The organism is Citrobacter sp. wls827, from assembly GCF_005280875.1.
GTDB classification, from domain to species: Bacteria; Pseudomonadota; Gammaproteobacteria; order Enterobacterales; family Enterobacteriaceae; genus Citrobacter; species Citrobacter youngae.
Genome location: NZ_SZWR01000010.1, coordinates 492,114 through 507,563, shown reverse-complemented (window position 1 = coordinate 507,563; position 15,450 = coordinate 492,114). Strand labels below are relative to the sequence as shown.

Below are 15,450 nucleotides of genomic sequence, written 5' to 3'. Positions count from 1 at the left end.
TATCCATTTAACTTATTGATAATCAACTAACACGGATTCGCAAGTTACCTTAGTACCGTTCCATTGGTCACGATAGATTGATGTATCGATGCCCACGCCTGGGTGTAAGATTAACCCCGTATCCTTTTCAAACTTTGTGTACTTCGCTGACTGTATCGAACGGTCATAGTATGTATGGCCTGAGTACTTAAACCCCGCACTACCCTGTGGAACAATCCATACCCCATAGCTGGAATACTCCCTTGCCCTATCAATTATCTTGTACTCAAATTCACTACCCGTATAACGGCCTGTATACGCCCCTGACGTGTTTATCTTGCCGAATGGGGGATTACCATAAGCAACACGGTAGAAACGGTCTGGTGTGTATTGTAGTGCATCACCAGTGATCCATTCAGCTTGTGGTAGTACACGTTTACCAATAAGTACGTATTCAGGATTCAGTTCAACACATGTGATGTGTGAAGGTTTATTACGTATGAATTGATAGTAGCTAAGTCGCCCGATACCGGCACATAGTTCAATGCAGTCATCACTACAGCCAGCGTCTAGCATAAAGTCCCATGCTAGCATTTCGGGCGTGAAGAAAGCACCAGTAGCCCCGATACCATCACCCCTGTAGTTATTAAAAATAAACTCTTTATCATCTTCTGTTAGTTGCCTATCTGAATGTACTAACTCCATAACTTTTAAACGTAGTTGTGATTCCTTTTTAGTTACTCTTGCCATAAAATACCCTTGTACAAATTATGTATAGGTATTTATGAAAATGTCAGTGGAAAAAATTATTAAAAAAAGCAAGATTAAAAGATATATAGCTAAAATTCGATTCTCACATGTAATGTGTTTGTGTACTGGGGCATTAATCCCAATCTACAGTGATGTACTTTTTTTGAATGGATTTGATAGTAGCACCGTCTCTGCTATTATGGATACAGTAGTTGCAGGTTCTGTAATCTATGCGGCCTGGAGCGTTCGAAACTGGTTTAAAGATAGAGTTAAGAATAAAGGCTTTGAACATGCTCAATTAATATTAATGGATATACATTTAATTACTAAACTCCTATTCGAATTGCAATCAGATTATAAGTATTTTGCATTAAATTATATGAATGGTACTGAATTAACCAAAGTAGAAAAAAATGAACTCATATTAGAACGTGAAGAAATATTAGTTCAATGTTCTAAGATTAGAAAAAAGTCAGTAGAATTGCTAGTTTCAATTTATGGTTTAGGATCATGGGATATGAAGTTGCATTATGAGAATGATTATATTACATATCTAAGTGCAATCGAGGATGCAAGAGAGAAAATAGAAGATAAGATAAGAAATATTGACATCGATACCCATACAAGCCACATAGCCAGAAATAGATCAATGAATAACTTCAAAAAAGAGTTTGAAGAATTAATAAAAAAATGCTCGATTATGAACAGAACTTTAAATAAACGATTTGCAAGCGTATTCTCTTATTCCCCTCCAATCGAATAGCAATAAACCATTCTTAAAAAACCTTTAGAAACTAATCCAGCAGAATTTTTTCACTAAACCACTGGAAGAATCAAGTACTGATACAATAATCCAGAAATCACGCTAATGGTAAAACTCCTGTAACATCAATACCCCTTATAACCTCTTTATCAACATATGTTATCTATTCACCAGAACGCACTAACTTCATCGACCTATTATGATTAGTAGATTTCTTTTTATCTACTTTTGGCATAAAATACCCTTATACAATATATGCACAGGTAATTAGGGAATTATTAATGAAAACCATCAAACTATTAGCAGTAGTTATAGTCATTACATTATTATCTATAGCCGCTAATATCGCATTGATTTATCTATGCCCAGATACTGAATATTCACTTTGGGTTAGTACACAATCTTTGATCTTGACATTCATTGCGGCTACTTATTGCGTGAAAACAAAGATAAACCATTTTCTAGAAAGGGAAATCGATCTTATTGGTGTATTTAGTGTTGCTGTAGCTATCAGTGCATCCATAACATCATTTTATGTAAATGATAAGTTTAAATTCCCCGATACATTAATATATTCTTTAGTAATTATTTTAGGAATAGCATTCATCATTTGGGATTATAAAAAATTTAAAAACAAAACAACACGGTACTTGCCAAATATAAAAAGCACCTCAACATTTAGAGAGACAAATAGCCAAATAATCATAACCACAAAAATAGATAAAGCCCCATAAGGGGCTTCATTTAGATTTTAACATTCCTTTAATTTCAGAAATATCACTTTTAATTTTTGAAAGTTCTCGTACTAAATCGTACAATTCATCAATATCAGATTCGTTGTTTTCTGTTTTAGTTTCTAATACTAAAAGTTTACTTTCAATATCACTTATACGCCTTTCAGCTTCTAATATCTCTTGTTTTCGTCTATAAAGCAGACGCCCAATAAATGTAAAGAATCCAATGATAAGACCCCCTATTGCAATGTAGTCCATTACTTATTTCCTTATTTTTAGTATGAATCATAAACGTCTGTGTTTATGTAATAACTGCTAGTACGTTAGTTGGATTGGTAACGGCATTCATCATAACTCCATTACGCTGTACTTGAATACCATATACCATTACATACCTCCTACCATCAATTGCAACAATGAAAATATCTCACCCAATGGAAGGGAGAATAAAACAATTCCAAATACATCAAGTAAAGGTACAAGGATATAATTCCACGCAATGATTGCTCCCAAAATATAAAACAAGAAATTACGACCACTAAAGCCTTTTTTGATTTCTTCTCTGTTTGTCTCGTTAGTTTCCTGAGTAGTAACTACAGTTTTATCAATTTCTTTCTCTTGTTTTTTCTGGAAAAAAGATAGACCAGATTTTATTAATTCTATAATTACACTAATCATTCCATGATTCCTACACAATATGCATGTACTCTTAGACCTTTAACGAACAATTCACCATACCCTAAAACTATCACATCAAAACCCATACCGCGTAATTCCCAACGTACAATACTACCAACCTTAATTGGTTTCTTTTGTTCGTAAACTACATTCATATGTTGAGATGAAGTATAACCACTACCTTTTAATACTTTTTTTACTTTTTTTACTTTTTTATTCAGAAAAATATTATCAATTGGTTTGCTGTTCGCCATTGGCGTAAACCCATCAAGCGTAATGTATGGTGTATCCTCATTAAAATGTTGTTCAAAATCCATGCTTAGCCTCTTTTTAATTTAAAGTGTCCTTGTATGCCGCTTATAATCGCAATAGCCCCCTGTTCTGCCTCATTATAAAAGTCATATACGAGCTTGCGTTTTTTACTTTCGCGTACACCAATTATCCTCTTTGTTTTATCTTTAGTATCTTTTTTAGTAGTATCGATTAAGTACTTCTTACCGTTCTGTACTACTGCCTTGTATTTACCCTTCGCTAAACCACTTTTTAATTGTGAAATATTTCCCTGTTTAGTCATCTTTGCCGAACTTGTGGGGATAAATTTATTAATATGGGAAGGTTTAACAATTACATCATATAAGTATTTGGCCTGAATATCCTTAATCATGATAATGCAGGAAACACTAGTACCAGTTTTTGCATAAAAGAATAGTACCGCACTATTAGTAAATGGGACCGGACCCTTATCTATTGCCGCTGACATATCGGCTTGCATTTGTCTTGCCAAAGCACGAGATCTTGTAATTAATTCTTCTTGGAATTGATTACCATACTTTTTCCCTTCTGAGTTTATGAACCCCTTAGCACTGGTTAAACCGCTGATTTTAGTTTTTACTTTCATAACCACCCTTCTATAGTCTGTATTATTCCTCTAAGTTTTCTTTTCTTAGTTCCCGTTGGTATACGACATTTACTCATCATTGCCATATTCAAAATGTTTTCATCAAGTGAATGTGTGAGGATTAGAAAGGATTCTACATAGTTTGCTTCTGTCATTGTCTCAAAGCCCCATAGGATGGTACGGGTATAGTTCATTCCCGAATCGATCATACTCTGTACTTTCTTAGAACTGCTTTTGTACTCTCGCCATCCGTTTTCTTTTTCGTTTCCCTTTAATTTAGTTGAATCCCTAACCCCTTTCCATATCTGCTTCACTCCTAGATAGAATGTACCATCCTCAAATTGAAACAAGTAAACAAAACCAACTGAACTACCATCTAATAACTCTTTTTCGCTCCAGTCTGGTGAATATAACCAATCATTCATAAATACCTCATAAATTATTATTCTTATGAGGTATTTATGAATATTAAAGAAAGATTGTGGCTATATGAAGGAACAATGGAGTACCAAAAAACACGCGGATATTTTAAACATGGTAAGTTCTGGATGTATAAAGATACTGAAGGTTACGATACTATAGGGGCCGGTCACAAGGTACTACCAAGTGAACGTGAAAAATTCAAGAATGGTATTACTCCATTGGATGCCGATCTATTATTGGCATGGGATATTGACCGAACCAAAAAGGATGTAAAAACACTTGGTCTTACACTCCCCAAAGATTGGGAAGATTTCATGATCATTATGGTGTTTCAATTAGGTTTAGCAGGTACTAAGAAGTTTAAAAAAATGATTGCTGCACTTCAAAAACAAGATTGGAAGGAAGCAATAAATCAGGCTAAAGATTCTTTATGGTATCGCCAAACACCCAACCGTTTAAACGATATGGTAAAACAATTAAATAACAAATAAAGAAAGGGGCATTATGCCCCTTTTGTTTTTTCAAGAATGGCAAGAATACGCTCAACTTTTAGATCCAATTGGTGAATCTGTGATTGTAATTCCTGTAGGCTGTCGTCTAATTCAGCCTGCTTTTTTTCTAATCGTTCCATATCCACTTTATTGTGTTCTGTATAAGATTCAAGTTTAGTAAGTCGTGATGATAACTTATCTATATCAGACCCTTTATCCCTAAAGATACTCCAAAGTAAAGCACCACCCGCAAAGATAACAGCAAAAATGCTTTCCCAAGCCATATTAAATTCCTTATTTTCTATTATTATAATTATATTTATAAATATTATAACTAATTGAGCGAGGTATTATATATGGCTGAAGGGATTTTAATTGATTATAATGATGGTAGACAACCAATGCATATTACAGCGGGACTACGTGCACCTGCATATTGTGGAACACTAACACAAAGCAATCGCGGTAATACCGATAGATTTGGTAATGGTAGTATTACATTTCCTGCCCCTAGCAATGTAGGATCACAAGTAATATTCATCCCAACTAATCCTGTCAGTGTTTATCAATTCTCTAGATTACCAGAAATTTACTATATTACATCCGTTACACGTAATGACTATTCTAACATGGTAGTATCATTTGGTAATAAAGGCGGGCAAGGATCACGTAGTATTGCATTTGATGGTTTAGCATTTGAAGTACTTCCCGCTTCTACCTACAATGAAGGATTACTAGTAGCAGACTCATCTAATTTTACGGCTATCTCTAATGTTGGTACGATCTTAACATGTGCGTGGTCTGGTAATATGTATGTTAACGGACAAGCGGCATTACCTATAGGGGGAATACCTTTTTGTAAGTGGGATAACCCAAACGTTTCTGTCGGCTTTGACGGTGCTAACTTAGTTGTACGCGATATTACTTATACAGGTCGTGACGATGTAGCAGGTGCTGTATCAATTGATGTAGTTGTATTCAATCAAACACCACCCATAGCAGGCGAAGGTATAACCATGTATAACGCAGCGGGGCAATGTACTTTTTCAACTACAAAAAAACCTTTCCTATTCGATAGTACAATAACAATTAGTGATTCAAATCAATACATAGGTAATAAGTACATTAACGTTTGCTATACAGGTACACAAGTACGTATGGTAGGTGGTTTTGGTAATGCACGATATAAAGGTTTAGTACGTTCTGGTGGATATGTACGTTCCGCATACAATAAAGTATTTGGTGGTACTCCTTCCAATGGTTGGGACGCCTCATATAATATGAATATCAATATGCCGATGATACTATTACCGGATTCATATTAAGGGGGCAATTGCCCCCTTTTCTATTACCAACGTCCAACGACTACACGCCCCCCATTAGATAACGGGACGGTAATTCCATTACCATTAATAACTACCCCACCATTACCATTTAGACCAAAGTTACCTGAATCCGCATAAATCCCACCACGAAAATAGCCGTTATAGAACAATGCTGTACCATCTTTCCCAATATACCACCCTGAAGAGTTCCATTGATAGTTATTGCTATAGATCTCATTACCTATCTTTAAGTTTGTTATTGAGCCATCAACAATTTTAGCTGAGTTAACTGACAGGTCGGCAATTTTAGAATTGGTAACTGACAAATCACCTATATATGCTGTACCGATACTTCCCTGTTGGATCATTGCCGTCTTAATATAAGTACTTCCATTTATAATTGAAAATGGTGCTGTACCGCCTACAGTGGCTGTATCAGTTCCAGATACAATAAATTTATTTGCCGCAAAATATATTGCCGAATTATTACTAGTTCCTTCACTTGCCACTAAACGCATACCAGCTACCGTACCACCTGCATTAACAGATAAAGTATATTGTGCATCTACTGTAGATTTATCGGCCTTAGTAACCATTTGTTGGTTTACACTTGCAAGATTTCCATCAACTTCACTTTTCAATTGTGTAATTTGTTGTGTAGTTGCAGTGTTATTATCAACAATAGTTTGATTCATTTCGGTAATCTTGGCACTAATATCATTATCAATTTTATTTTGAAGTACTCCAATCTGTGTATTAGTATATTCACTACTTTCATTTACTGCATTATTCAATGTATCATCTAAACGTTTATCAAGATCTAAAATACCATTAATTTCATTAGCATCTTCCTCAGTGAATTGGTATTTAGAATTGATTGAAATAGTCTGCTCTGGAGTATAGATTATATTGTCTTGTCCAAAGATATCAAAAAAACCAATTTTTACTTTATATTCACCATCCGTAATATTAGGTACAGAATCGAATTCCGGTTTATTACTAATGTAAACTCTGGTTTGAGTACCTGAGATCATGGAAATTACACAACCTGCATAATCGCGTTCATTAGATGGAGTCCATGAACAAAATAAATTACCAAATCCACCACCAATTGTTAAACCCTGTGCCTGTTTACATTGTTTGTTTTCAACGGTAATTTTCACTTCCTGTGAGTATGTACCCGAATTATAACCCTGAGCAATAATACCAATTGTTGGTTTACGTACCTTAGATTCATTCAATGCTAGTGTGTAATTGAAGAAACTCTCTTGAGTATAGAAAGTTTTAATTAATGAATTACCATTATAGATGTTAATAGTATAGTACCTAAAATAATCACTGAATGATCTACCATTCACTGGTAAATTCTTCTGGTTATCCCAACGTATATTAAAATCACCCGAATCTGTGACGTATACGGATTCGGTACTATTGGCAAGAATAACACCAGTAACTGCGGGTAATGTGAAATTAAATTCAGGCTTGATACCTTCTAACGTTAATTTAGCACTACGGCGGTTAAGGATGTTATATGCTTCTACGGAAAAGTCATAGTTTTGACTTTCATCTAAACCGTATATATCGAATTCCGTAGACATTACTGAAGTAGATCCGGCATACGTCCATGTATTAGTACTAGATAATTTATAGTACACATAATATCCACGTAAATTGGGATCGGGGCTTGCATCCCAATCAACCGTTACTACGTTACCCGTAGTAATTGTACCTTTACGGAATACCTGTAGATTTACTGGCGGTAGTACAGTTAGTACATTACCTGCACCACCCGAAATTGTTCCCGCTGGAGGGAATACCAATGAATCATCACCATCAAATATTGCATCTGGATATTCAACCGCCGAAATCTGACAATAGCCTACGTTCTTTTGATCGGTCGCTACTGACTTGGTTAGTACTTTGAATTTTCCATTAATACCCAATTCACTATTCTGTACAGTAATTGAATCCCACACTTTTAGATCCCATGCTTCACCCGTTGTAAATTGAATAGTTTTAAGGGCAAAACGTGCCTTTCGTAGTTCACTATTCGCAAGTAGATTTACTGCCCTTTCCGAATAAATCCAAGAGAAATCACGGCTAAGGGGGATTACTTGACCATCCGACTTAATAACATCATCTGTACTAATATCTGATGGAATACGTATTACATCCGTTGAGTAGTTATTCTTAACACTAGTAAACTGACAATCAAGAACATTATAATAGTCCTGATTACCTGATGTGATTACTTTCAAATCACCAACCATATTAGATTCATCAAATGACTGTACAGATAAAGTTTTACGATCAACCGTGATACAAATTTGCCCACCATGTACATATGTAATACCTCCAAATGTCTGGAGAATGTTTTCAATATTCTTTTTGTAAGTATCTTGATAACTAATTGCACCATTTGAGTACAGGCCAACTAAATGACAATATGCTGCCGATTCTTCGAATGAATCAATATTAATGAGTTGAGGATCTAACCCCATCCCATAGATAGTATTAGTTAGGTAGTCATAGATCTGGCTTACGGGGCATGAAGTAGCAAAAGTAGTACCGCTGTAGAAATCATAGATTTTCTGCCCTTTCAGTTCCACATTCATTGTGAAATTATCATTTGTTAAAATGTTATCTTCTAATGATTGTTGAGTCTTTTTAATTACCGCATAAACTGATACAACACCTTTACCATAAAAGTTATCTTTCCATTTCTCACCCGCATATGTTTTAGCAAGTGATGAAGTTGAATTATAGTCACCACCAAAACGTACTTCCAATTGAAGGTATGGTGAAAACTTATTTGAAATAATATTATTACCTACAATACCATCCTGTGTAATTGGTGCATCAAGTACAGGCACGTTATCAAAGTAAATTTGTTCTATATATGGTTCTACACCAGTCATAGCAACTACTTGTGAAGAAAAGAAGTATTGCGATTCATTGTCTTTTACTGCGTACCAGTTATTGATAGTACCAGTTAATACAAATGATCCTTGATGCTTCTCATCCTTATGTGGAAATTGACCACCATATATAACGGGTAAACCAGTTGCCGGGGATGTAGAACGGCTTAGAGTATCCGTAACATCCCCATATCCCTGTGCACCAATCTGTGAAAGCATACTTGTCGCAACTAGGGAAACTGCCCCCGCTGCCGCACCATAACCAATTGCCGCTAATGCCGTACCACCTGAAAAGTACACGGCAACCGCAACTACTACCGCTGTTAGGATTGCCCCAAAAAAATTACCAATGCCGCCACCGCCGCCCATAGTTTTATTTCCTTATTCTATAATAGTCCCCATCCTTTCTACGTGGGACTATATTAAATTCTGTATGTTCTTTATTTACCCCTAATAGACGACCGGAAACGACTATAGCAACGGTATGTGGGTTATCTGGATCTACCCAAATATCACCATCGATTGTGTATTTCACTTTATCGGAATGTTGTTTGATAATATCTGCTGTACTTTCAAAACCTAATTCTTTGAGATTTTTAATACCACTTAGTAGACTGTCATAGTCTGCTTTACTTTCCCAATCTGTACCACTAATAGAATCTAGTACTCTAATAGCAACAATATTACAATCGTTAGTACCGTAACTATAGGGGTGATTTAATGCCTCTTGGCATATTTCATATACTTTACTTATTTGTAACGCCATACTTGATCTTCCTTGTTCACCTGACCCAATAGACTCATAATTGCATCATTGGGGTAATAACTCTGATAGACTGAGTTACTTGCTAATGTTTTGGGAGTTAAGTCTAAACGTTGATAGACACTATTCACGGTAACTTTCATTTCGTTAATCTCACTAAATGGATTTACGGTACATTCAAAGTTTTCAATGAATCCTGAAAACATTCTTTGTTGATAGATGGGTGTAGAATCATATGGGTTCAAAATGACAAGGGAAATATTTAACTTTGCCTTATCTAGTTGTCCTGACATTGCCATGATTCGTGTGGCGTTATCTACATTGGAAACTGTAAAATCAATAGTGTCATTACTAATGCCCTTTTCCTCACTAAATGAAGGTAAAGAGTCCTGTACTAAATCTGGGAATGGTTCATATAAAACACCATTCAGGGAAAGTTGTGTGAATCCATCATTCCAATAGATCGCATTAACTGAACGTGGTAATAAATCAAATGTAGTAACGTGAATACCCATTGACATTAGATCACTAATAGATAAACGTGATAGTGATTCACCGCGTAGTAGTTCCCAATACTTCAATAGAATGGGATTAGTTAAAATTGAATCATCCATTATCTCAAATACTCCGTAGCGTTGAATTGAACTGATGAAACACCTTGAATAGCCATATCAAAACTTTGATCAACATCTAGTGTCGCTGTGATTGTTAGATTGTTATAAATTACAGTTTCACCCATACCAACATTATTACGTAGTTGTGGGAATATAGTTAATTCCGTACCTGTAGTTTCAACAATCTGATAGAGCTTTTTATGATTACTGAACTGTACTAAATCACCCACACGTAATGTATTTTGAGTTGTGGGGATTATCATTGACCCCTTAGCAACTGCCCCCGCTGCGGTAATCGCTCCAGATTCTGAACCTGTATATGTACCCGCTCTACCCAATGATACGTTAAATGGTTTACCCTGCTGATATTCGGCAATAAATGCCTGTACTTCGTGCCTATCTTTCATTTCAAAAGATAGATTAAATTTAATGGTATAGTATTGAATGCCCACACTACGGCGTAGTTCCTCACCCGTCCAAGCACGTTGGGAGTATTGGGGAATAGTACTTGATAGTGTAACTTCACTAACCTTAATATTATTTGAAAAATTCATTTTAGATTCCTTCTAATTATCTCCTGTATTTATAAAGAAAGGGGCATAATGCCCCCTTCCTTATGTATTACGTTTTTGGCTACTTCTAACGGCCTGTGCTACATTATTTTGGTTCTTCTGTAACATCTTATTCCATATTTCGGGATCGTCTACGTTCCCTTTTACGATTAGTGGGGAATAGATTGTTACTTCACCACCACCCGAATATGAACCATTATTACCTTTTTGTTCATCAAGAAACTTAATTAGATCTTGGTTCGCGGCTGGCTGTACAACACGTTCACCCGCTTTTAGTAGGAATGATTTGTTATCCATAGAAGGATCAAGAGAATCCACACCACCGTGGAATTGACCAGACCCCGCACCAGTGGCTGTACTAATAATACTCATACCCATAGCGGCTATTTGAGCATATGCGGGAATATTTTGTGGAAAACCTAATGCTAATGCTGATGCTAATGCTTCTTGGATCTTCATAATAGTCATGGATATAGTTAAACCCTTTTGTACGGCAAAAAATGCCTGTGCCGCACCAGATGATTCACCAAATGCCGCTGCCATACCTTGACCAATTTGACCCATTGAATCTTCCATACTTTGCATTATTTGTATAGTTTCCTGCTGTTGGATCTGTACGGCCTGTGCCGCGTACTTAGCTGTAATTTCAGATTTACGGCGTTCAAAATCTTCATGGCCTTTTAGGAGTAATTCGTTTTGCTGTAATTCAAGATTCATTGCTTCCGTATTACTATCTAATTGACGTTGAGTATTTGCGTTTTGCCCTAATCCCTGTGCCTGTTGATCCGCAAGGTAATTCTTTTGGTTTTGATTTAATGAACCACTTTGTAATAGTCCAATATTATTTTTCATTGATTGGTTTGGATCTTGATAACCAATCATTTGATTAACCATATCGGTACGCTTAGTTGCGGCACTGGCTTGTTGATCAAGTAATAGCTTGTTTAAATCACCTTGTGATAATCCAAGAGTTTTAGCACTGTCTTTAATCTTCTGTACTAACTCTTTTTGTTGACGGTCGAACATGGCTAATTGGCGTTCATTAGTACCAATCACCACATCTGTAATGGCGGCATCTAATGTCTTTTGAGCATTTAAACGTTCGGTAGCTGCTCTTTTCTGGGCTGCTGCTGCCTTTGCTGCGGCTGCGTCACGTGCCTTTTGAAGTTTATCGGCTTCTTTCTTGGCTTCGTCCTGCTCGCGTTTCTTCTGTTTCTCTATTAACTTATCTTGGCCTTTACCCGCATCTACGGCGGCCTGAAGATCACCCTGTAATGAGCTAATAGAGTTTAGAAGTGTGTCCCTTGCCTGACTTGTAACTTCAGTAGCTGATACATCGAATTGATCACGTAGAAACTCTGGTATTGCTCCATCACCACCAAAGAAGAAGTTTTTAAATCCACCCTTCATTAGTTCAACTAATTTAGTTTTATCCCAATCTTTATTAAACCATCCATATAATGTATTAAGTTCTTCAATTGTTGGGGTGATAAACTCATATAAAAATGATTGTCCAGTAGTTGTAAAATCATTTAGGTTTTTATCGAACTGTTCAAATGCCCTAGCACTTTCATTAGTAATTGCAATTGTTTCACTATGGATCTTATTCCATGCGTCATTTGCATTAGCAGACTGTTCTAGTACTTCACCCATACGGGATGCATCACTAGCAACTGATTCAAGCAAGAATTTAGTTTCAGCTACTGATGCACCTGCCGCTTTAAGATCATAGAACATTTGTATGACTGCTTTTACGCCACCATCTTTTTGTGTCATGTACTTGATATAGTTATTAACATCAAGCCCGACACTTTTTAGATCATCTGCGATAGTACCACCATTGGCTATTGCATCGCCCATCTTATCTAATGAATCTTGGTTAATGTCTGCAAATTTATCAACGGATAGACCTGTACTATAAAATGCCCTCTGTAGTTGCTGTAAAGTTTCTACTGACATTCCAGACTGTTTTGATATTTGGTTTAGTTCTCTTACTGCGTCATTTAGCTTTAATACGAGTCCACCAAGTGCCGTTACTGCAAGACCAGCACCAGTAGCTACACCAGTTAGCCCCATTGACATAGACCCAAATGCACCGCCAACATCACGTGATAGTCCACCAAGACCACCACCAATATTTTTACCAAATGAATCAAGTTTCTTTTCTGCGGTATTAAGTGACTTTTCTAGTCCTGTACTATCACCAACAATTTCAACTTTTATTTTTTTATTTTGTGCCATTACTTTTCCCTTTCATCATGGCTTGGGCTTTAATCGCTTCACCTAGTTTATTGAATTCCGATTCTTGCCTTTGCTTGTTTATTCTAGTAATACGCTCTTTACTTGTTTCTCGGTCATCCAGTAAACCTAAAAAGTCGTAATCTTTATACTTGATTTTCTTTGCAAGTTCTTTAGTCATTCCTGGTGTGTTCATTGTCATTGTGTGGCATAGATGGGAATAATACAGCATATCCATTTTAGATCCTGACGGTTCTATAAACTGATCAAATATAACTAATGCCTCAAATAAATCAGGATCTAAATCTTCAAATTCGGCGGGGGATAAACCACGCTTATTAATCATTTTTAGGTAATAGCGTAAGTCTGGAGACTCGATTACTTTTTTTCTACTTCATCAACTTTATCCATTTCAGTGACAAGTTTTAGAATTGCACCATATAGTTCATTCTGATATTGAAAATCAATGGATGCTACATTAATACGTCCATCAATATCTTCACTTGCAAAAATTGGATCACCATTTTCATCTTTCACACAATAGATTAGTGTGTTTTCAACATTATCACATTTTGAAAAATCACGTGCACTTGGACGGTGAATATATACAGTTTCGCCCTCCAGGTTATGTTCATATAGTTTTGGTTTTAGTTTGTTTTTTAGTTTTTCAATGTTCATTTTGTTTCCTTATAGGTAATAAAAAAGGTGATAACAACTGCTATCACCCTTATTTAGTATTATTCGCCAATTAGACCTGATTCAATTGCTTCACCATCTACTGCAAGAGTAAATGATTTTGTAACTACCTGATCCTTATCGCCATCAATGGTAGTTGAGGAAACAAAGCAAGTATAAACTACATAGAATCCTGCGGTTTTAGCGGCATCCGTGAAGTACTCCAATTTTACTTGGCAACGTTTTTGCTCATCTGCAAGAGTTTCTAGTTTCTGATGTACCGCATTATCTGGTAGATAGTTAACCTGAAGATCAATGTCGGGAATAGATTTTGTACCTAATAGTTTTCTATTATAAGCACTATTAAAAGTAACTACATCAATAACTACTGATTCAAAACCACTTGTAGTAAATGATGCAACTTCCGGTACTACTTGAAAATCAGTTGCAAGTACTTTACCCGCACTTGTACCAATTGACACAGTAATATTAGCACCGCTGAAAATATCCATAGCCATTATTTTATATCCTTATATAAGTTATGATTGGGGCAACTTCCTGTCACCCCGATTGTATTTATTTATTCATTAGTTCTGTAATGGTAAGATTTTGTGCATGAACCATTGCCATTAGTTGAGTTATTTGGCTTTTTTGTTCTTTGACTTGTGTTTGCAATTCTTGTACTACTGTAATCATATCGGCCTGTACAGCCTTATCATTCACGTTTAGTATTTCAAATTCGTTACCATCATCATCAGTAGATGTACCACCTTCAAATACATATAACGGATCAATTGCTTCCATTTGCTGAGCTAAGTAACCACGTTGTGGAACTGAATTAGATTTATATGTGTATTCACAAATGCCTATTTTTGAAATACGATCCCATGCCCCCTTCTGTACCGGTTCGAAGTTTTCTTTAATTCGAACATCAGAACCTTGAATTGAAACTTGACCTAATGGTGTATGCATTGTGTTATCTGCTCGCATAGAAAACCAGTTAGTTATATTATCCGATCTTGTCATTTGCCATACATATTGGGCTACTCCATTCACCGTAATAATATAGTTGGTTACTGCACAGTCTGAGTTTTCAAGATATGATAACTGGTTATTTCTGTTTACATCTGCCGTTTGTTGATCTTTAAGTTTTCTAACCACTGGGGTCCAAGCTCCACCGACCCCAGTTACAGATTGTGTAACTACACCTTTAAACCATACAACATCAGAAGTCGCAATACCTAACCCCTGTCGGGCAGATTCTTGGTTGTTTCCACCTGTCCCACCCTGTGTAACACCAAGAGGTTTGTTACCACTAGATATTGAATAACATCCCCATTCCCCACTATCCAAAATATATAAATATGAATCTTTATCTGGGGCGTGCAACCAAGTTTGTTTATCATGTTGTACCAATCTATCAACTTGTAGATTATTTTTAGCACCAACTACATCCTTTGCTCCGGTTCCCCCTTGTGCAAGTAGTAGCGGCTTCCAGCCAGCATTAGCTCCATTTCCAGATACAAACATCCCCCATAACCCATCATCACGCACCGAGAGTTGGCTTTTCATATCAGAAGAGAACATGGAGGTATAACTGGTATCTTGGAGTATTCTATTAACATTAAG

General features: G+C 36.2%; 20 protein-coding genes. 4 read left to right on the top strand and 16 right to left on the bottom strand.

Annotation, left to right across the window (positions count from 1 at the left end; all coding sequences use genetic code 11):
* Window positions 1-12: 12 nt before the first annotated feature.
* Window positions 13-729 carry a methyltransferase gene (locus tag FDX03_RS05750; RefSeq protein WP_032939229.1) on the bottom strand — a complete coding sequence of 239 codons (717 nt, stop codon included), beginning with the start codon at window positions 727-729 and terminating at the stop codon, window positions 13-15.
* Between the two features lie 46 nt (window positions 730-775).
* On the opposite strand from FDX03_RS05750, the gene FDX03_RS05745 reads away from it, so the two are divergent.
* Window positions 776-1,492: a hypothetical protein gene (locus FDX03_RS05745; protein ID WP_137345597.1), complete on the top strand. Its 717-nt coding sequence runs from the start codon at window positions 776-778 to the stop codon at window positions 1,490-1,492.
* A 281-nt stretch (window positions 1,493-1,773) separates the two neighbouring features.
* Entirely contained in the window at window positions 1,774-2,226 is a 453-nt protein-coding gene (locus FDX03_RS05740) for a hypothetical protein (RefSeq protein ID WP_003845493.1), read from the top strand.
* A gap of 6 nt (window positions 2,227-2,232) precedes the next feature.
* Here FDX03_RS05740 and FDX03_RS05735 read toward each other — a convergent pair whose 3' ends face one another.
* The 5 genes from FDX03_RS05735 to FDX03_RS05715 all read right to left on the bottom strand — a co-directional run bounded on the left by FDX03_RS05735 (window position 2,233) and on the right by FDX03_RS05715 (window position 4,227).
* Window positions 2,233-2,484 (bottom strand): hypothetical protein, encoded by a 252-nt coding sequence (locus FDX03_RS05735; RefSeq protein WP_048998502.1) that lies wholly within the window; start codon window positions 2,482-2,484, stop codon window positions 2,233-2,235.
* A 129-nt stretch (window positions 2,485-2,613) separates the two neighbouring features.
* Window positions 2,614-2,904 carry a hypothetical protein gene (locus FDX03_RS05730; protein ID WP_137345596.1) on the bottom strand — a complete coding sequence of 97 codons (291 nt, stop codon included), beginning with the start codon at window positions 2,902-2,904 and terminating at the stop codon, window positions 2,614-2,616.
* Window positions 2,901-3,221 (bottom strand): hypothetical protein, encoded by a 321-nt coding sequence (locus tag FDX03_RS05725; RefSeq protein WP_137345595.1) that lies wholly within the window; start codon window positions 3,219-3,221, stop codon window positions 2,901-2,903. The genes FDX03_RS05730 and FDX03_RS05725 overlap by 4 nt, the downstream gene beginning before the upstream one ends.
* 2 nt (window positions 3,222-3,223) lie before the next feature.
* Window positions 3,224-3,802 carry a hypothetical protein gene (locus FDX03_RS05720; RefSeq protein ID WP_170973088.1) on the bottom strand — a complete coding sequence of 193 codons (579 nt, stop codon included), beginning with the start codon at window positions 3,800-3,802 and terminating at the stop codon, window positions 3,224-3,226.
* Window positions 3,799-4,227, bottom strand: a complete 429-nt coding sequence (locus FDX03_RS05715) for a hypothetical protein (RefSeq protein WP_137345594.1) — start codon at window positions 4,225-4,227, stop codon at window positions 3,799-3,801. Before FDX03_RS05715 ends, FDX03_RS05720 begins: the two co-directional genes overlap by 4 nt.
* A 36-nt stretch (window positions 4,228-4,263) precedes the next feature.
* Between FDX03_RS05715 and FDX03_RS05710 the strand changes: the two genes are divergently transcribed.
* Window positions 4,264-4,716 carry a glycoside hydrolase family protein gene (locus FDX03_RS05710; RefSeq protein ID WP_137345593.1) on the top strand — a complete coding sequence of 151 codons (453 nt, stop codon included), beginning with the start codon at window positions 4,264-4,266 and terminating at the stop codon, window positions 4,714-4,716.
* Between the two features lie 11 nt (window positions 4,717-4,727).
* Here FDX03_RS05710 and FDX03_RS05705 read toward each other — a convergent pair whose 3' ends face one another.
* Window positions 4,728-5,000, bottom strand: a complete 273-nt coding sequence (locus FDX03_RS05705) for a hypothetical protein (protein WP_137345592.1) — start codon at window positions 4,998-5,000, stop codon at window positions 4,728-4,730.
* Between the two features lie 72 nt (window positions 5,001-5,072).
* Between FDX03_RS05705 and FDX03_RS05700 the strand changes: the two genes are divergently transcribed.
* Window positions 5,073-6,041 carry a DUF6453 family protein gene (locus FDX03_RS05700; RefSeq protein WP_137345591.1) on the top strand — a complete coding sequence of 323 codons (969 nt, stop codon included), beginning with the start codon at window positions 5,073-5,075 and terminating at the stop codon, window positions 6,039-6,041.
* 23 nt (window positions 6,042-6,064) lie between these two features.
* On the opposite strand, the gene FDX03_RS05695 is transcribed toward FDX03_RS05700, so the two are convergent.
* The 9 genes from FDX03_RS05695 to FDX03_RS05655 all read right to left on the bottom strand — a co-directional run.
* Window positions 6,065-9,328: a fibronectin type III domain-containing protein gene (locus FDX03_RS05695; RefSeq protein ID WP_137345590.1), complete on the bottom strand. Its 3,264-nt coding sequence runs from the start codon at window positions 9,326-9,328 to the stop codon at window positions 6,065-6,067.
* 4 nt (window positions 9,329-9,332) lie between these two features.
* Window positions 9,333-9,725 carry an ornithine carbamoyltransferase gene (locus FDX03_RS05690; RefSeq protein WP_137345589.1) on the bottom strand — a complete coding sequence of 131 codons (393 nt, stop codon included), beginning with the start codon at window positions 9,723-9,725 and terminating at the stop codon, window positions 9,333-9,335.
* Window positions 9,710-10,336, bottom strand: a complete 627-nt coding sequence (locus FDX03_RS05685; RefSeq protein ID WP_137345588.1) for a DUF2163 domain-containing protein — start codon at window positions 10,334-10,336, stop codon at window positions 9,710-9,712. Before FDX03_RS05685 ends, FDX03_RS05690 begins: the two co-directional genes overlap by 16 nt.
* Window positions 10,336-10,890, bottom strand: a complete 555-nt coding sequence (locus tag FDX03_RS05680) for a hypothetical protein (RefSeq protein ID WP_137345587.1) — start codon at window positions 10,888-10,890, stop codon at window positions 10,336-10,338. Before FDX03_RS05680 ends, FDX03_RS05685 begins: the two co-directional genes overlap by 1 nt.
* 60 nt (window positions 10,891-10,950) lie before the next feature.
* Window positions 10,951-13,149 carry a hypothetical protein gene (locus tag FDX03_RS05675; RefSeq protein WP_137345586.1) on the bottom strand — a complete coding sequence of 733 codons (2,199 nt, stop codon included), beginning with the start codon at window positions 13,147-13,149 and terminating at the stop codon, window positions 10,951-10,953.
* Complete coding sequence (locus FDX03_RS05670; RefSeq protein WP_137345585.1) at window positions 13,136-13,492, bottom strand: hypothetical protein; 357 nt, start codon at window positions 13,490-13,492, stop codon at window positions 13,136-13,138. The genes FDX03_RS05675 and FDX03_RS05670 overlap by 14 nt, the downstream gene beginning before the upstream one ends.
* A gap of 32 nt (window positions 13,493-13,524) precedes the next feature.
* A complete protein-coding gene (locus tag FDX03_RS05665; RefSeq protein ID WP_137345584.1) occupies window positions 13,525-13,824 on the bottom strand; it encodes a hypothetical protein in 300 nt (99 codons plus the stop codon).
* 59 nt (window positions 13,825-13,883) lie between these two features.
* Window positions 13,884-14,339, bottom strand: coding sequence for a phage tail tube protein (locus tag FDX03_RS05660; protein ID WP_089669740.1), 456 nt, complete (start codon window positions 14,337-14,339; stop codon window positions 13,884-13,886).
* 58 nt (window positions 14,340-14,397) lie between these two features.
* The coding region (locus FDX03_RS05655) for a tail fiber domain-containing protein (RefSeq protein ID WP_212724552.1) at window positions 14,398-15,450 on the bottom strand (1,053 nt) is incomplete at its 5' end.

Bases quoted from the DNA above. Each gene is read 5' to 3' on its own strand.
- FDX03_RS05665 (WP_137345584.1), bottom strand. From the start codon at position 13,824: ATGAACATTGAAAAACTAAAAAACAAACTAAAACCAAAACTATATGAA.
- FDX03_RS05720 (WP_170973088.1), bottom strand. From the start codon at position 3,802: ATGAAAGTAAAAACTAAAATCAGCGGTTTAACCAGTGCTAAGGGGTTC.
- FDX03_RS05685 (WP_137345588.1), bottom strand. From the start codon at position 10,336: ATGGATGATTCAATTTTAACTAATCCCATTCTATTGAAGTATTGGGAA.
- FDX03_RS05690 (WP_137345589.1), bottom strand. From the start codon at position 9,725: ATGGCGTTACAAATAAGTAAAGTATATGAAATATGCCAAGAGGCATTA.
- FDX03_RS05750 (WP_032939229.1), bottom strand. From the start codon at position 729: ATGGCAAGAGTAACTAAAAAGGAATCACAACTACGTTTAAAAGTTATG.
- FDX03_RS05705 (WP_137345592.1), bottom strand. From the start codon at position 5,000: ATGGCTTGGGAAAGCATTTTTGCTGTTATCTTTGCGGGTGGTGCTTTA.
- FDX03_RS05725 (WP_137345595.1), bottom strand. From the start codon at position 3,221: ATGGATTTTGAACAACATTTTAATGAGGATACACCATACATTACGCTT.
- FDX03_RS05700 (WP_137345591.1), top strand. From the start codon at position 5,073: ATGGCTGAAGGGATTTTAATTGATTATAATGATGGTAGACAACCAATG.
- FDX03_RS05730 (WP_137345596.1), bottom strand. From the start codon at position 2,904: ATGATTAGTGTAATTATAGAATTAATAAAATCTGGTCTATCTTTTTTC.
- FDX03_RS05735 (WP_048998502.1), bottom strand. From the start codon at position 2,484: ATGGACTACATTGCAATAGGGGGTCTTATCATTGGATTCTTTACATTT.
- FDX03_RS05675 (WP_137345586.1), bottom strand. From the start codon at position 13,149: ATGGCACAAAATAAAAAAATAAAAGTTGAAATTGTTGGTGATAGTACA.
- FDX03_RS05695 (WP_137345590.1), bottom strand. From the start codon at position 9,328: ATGGGCGGCGGTGGCGGCATTGGTAATTTTTTTGGGGCAATCCTAACA.
- FDX03_RS05680 (WP_137345587.1), bottom strand. From the start codon at position 10,890: ATGAATTTTTCAAATAATATTAAGGTTAGTGAAGTTACACTATCAAGT.
- FDX03_RS05660 (WP_089669740.1), bottom strand. From the start codon at position 14,339: ATGGCTATGGATATTTTCAGCGGTGCTAATATTACTGTGTCAATTGGT.
- FDX03_RS05670 (WP_137345585.1), bottom strand. From the start codon at position 13,492: ATGATTAATAAGCGTGGTTTATCCCCCGCCGAATTTGAAGATTTAGAT.
- FDX03_RS05740 (WP_003845493.1), top strand. From the start codon at position 1,774: ATGAAAACCATCAAACTATTAGCAGTAGTTATAGTCATTACATTATTA.
- FDX03_RS05710 (WP_137345593.1), top strand. From the start codon at position 4,264: ATGAATATTAAAGAAAGATTGTGGCTATATGAAGGAACAATGGAGTAC.
- FDX03_RS05715 (WP_137345594.1), bottom strand. From the start codon at position 4,227: ATGAATGATTGGTTATATTCACCAGACTGGAGCGAAAAAGAGTTATTA.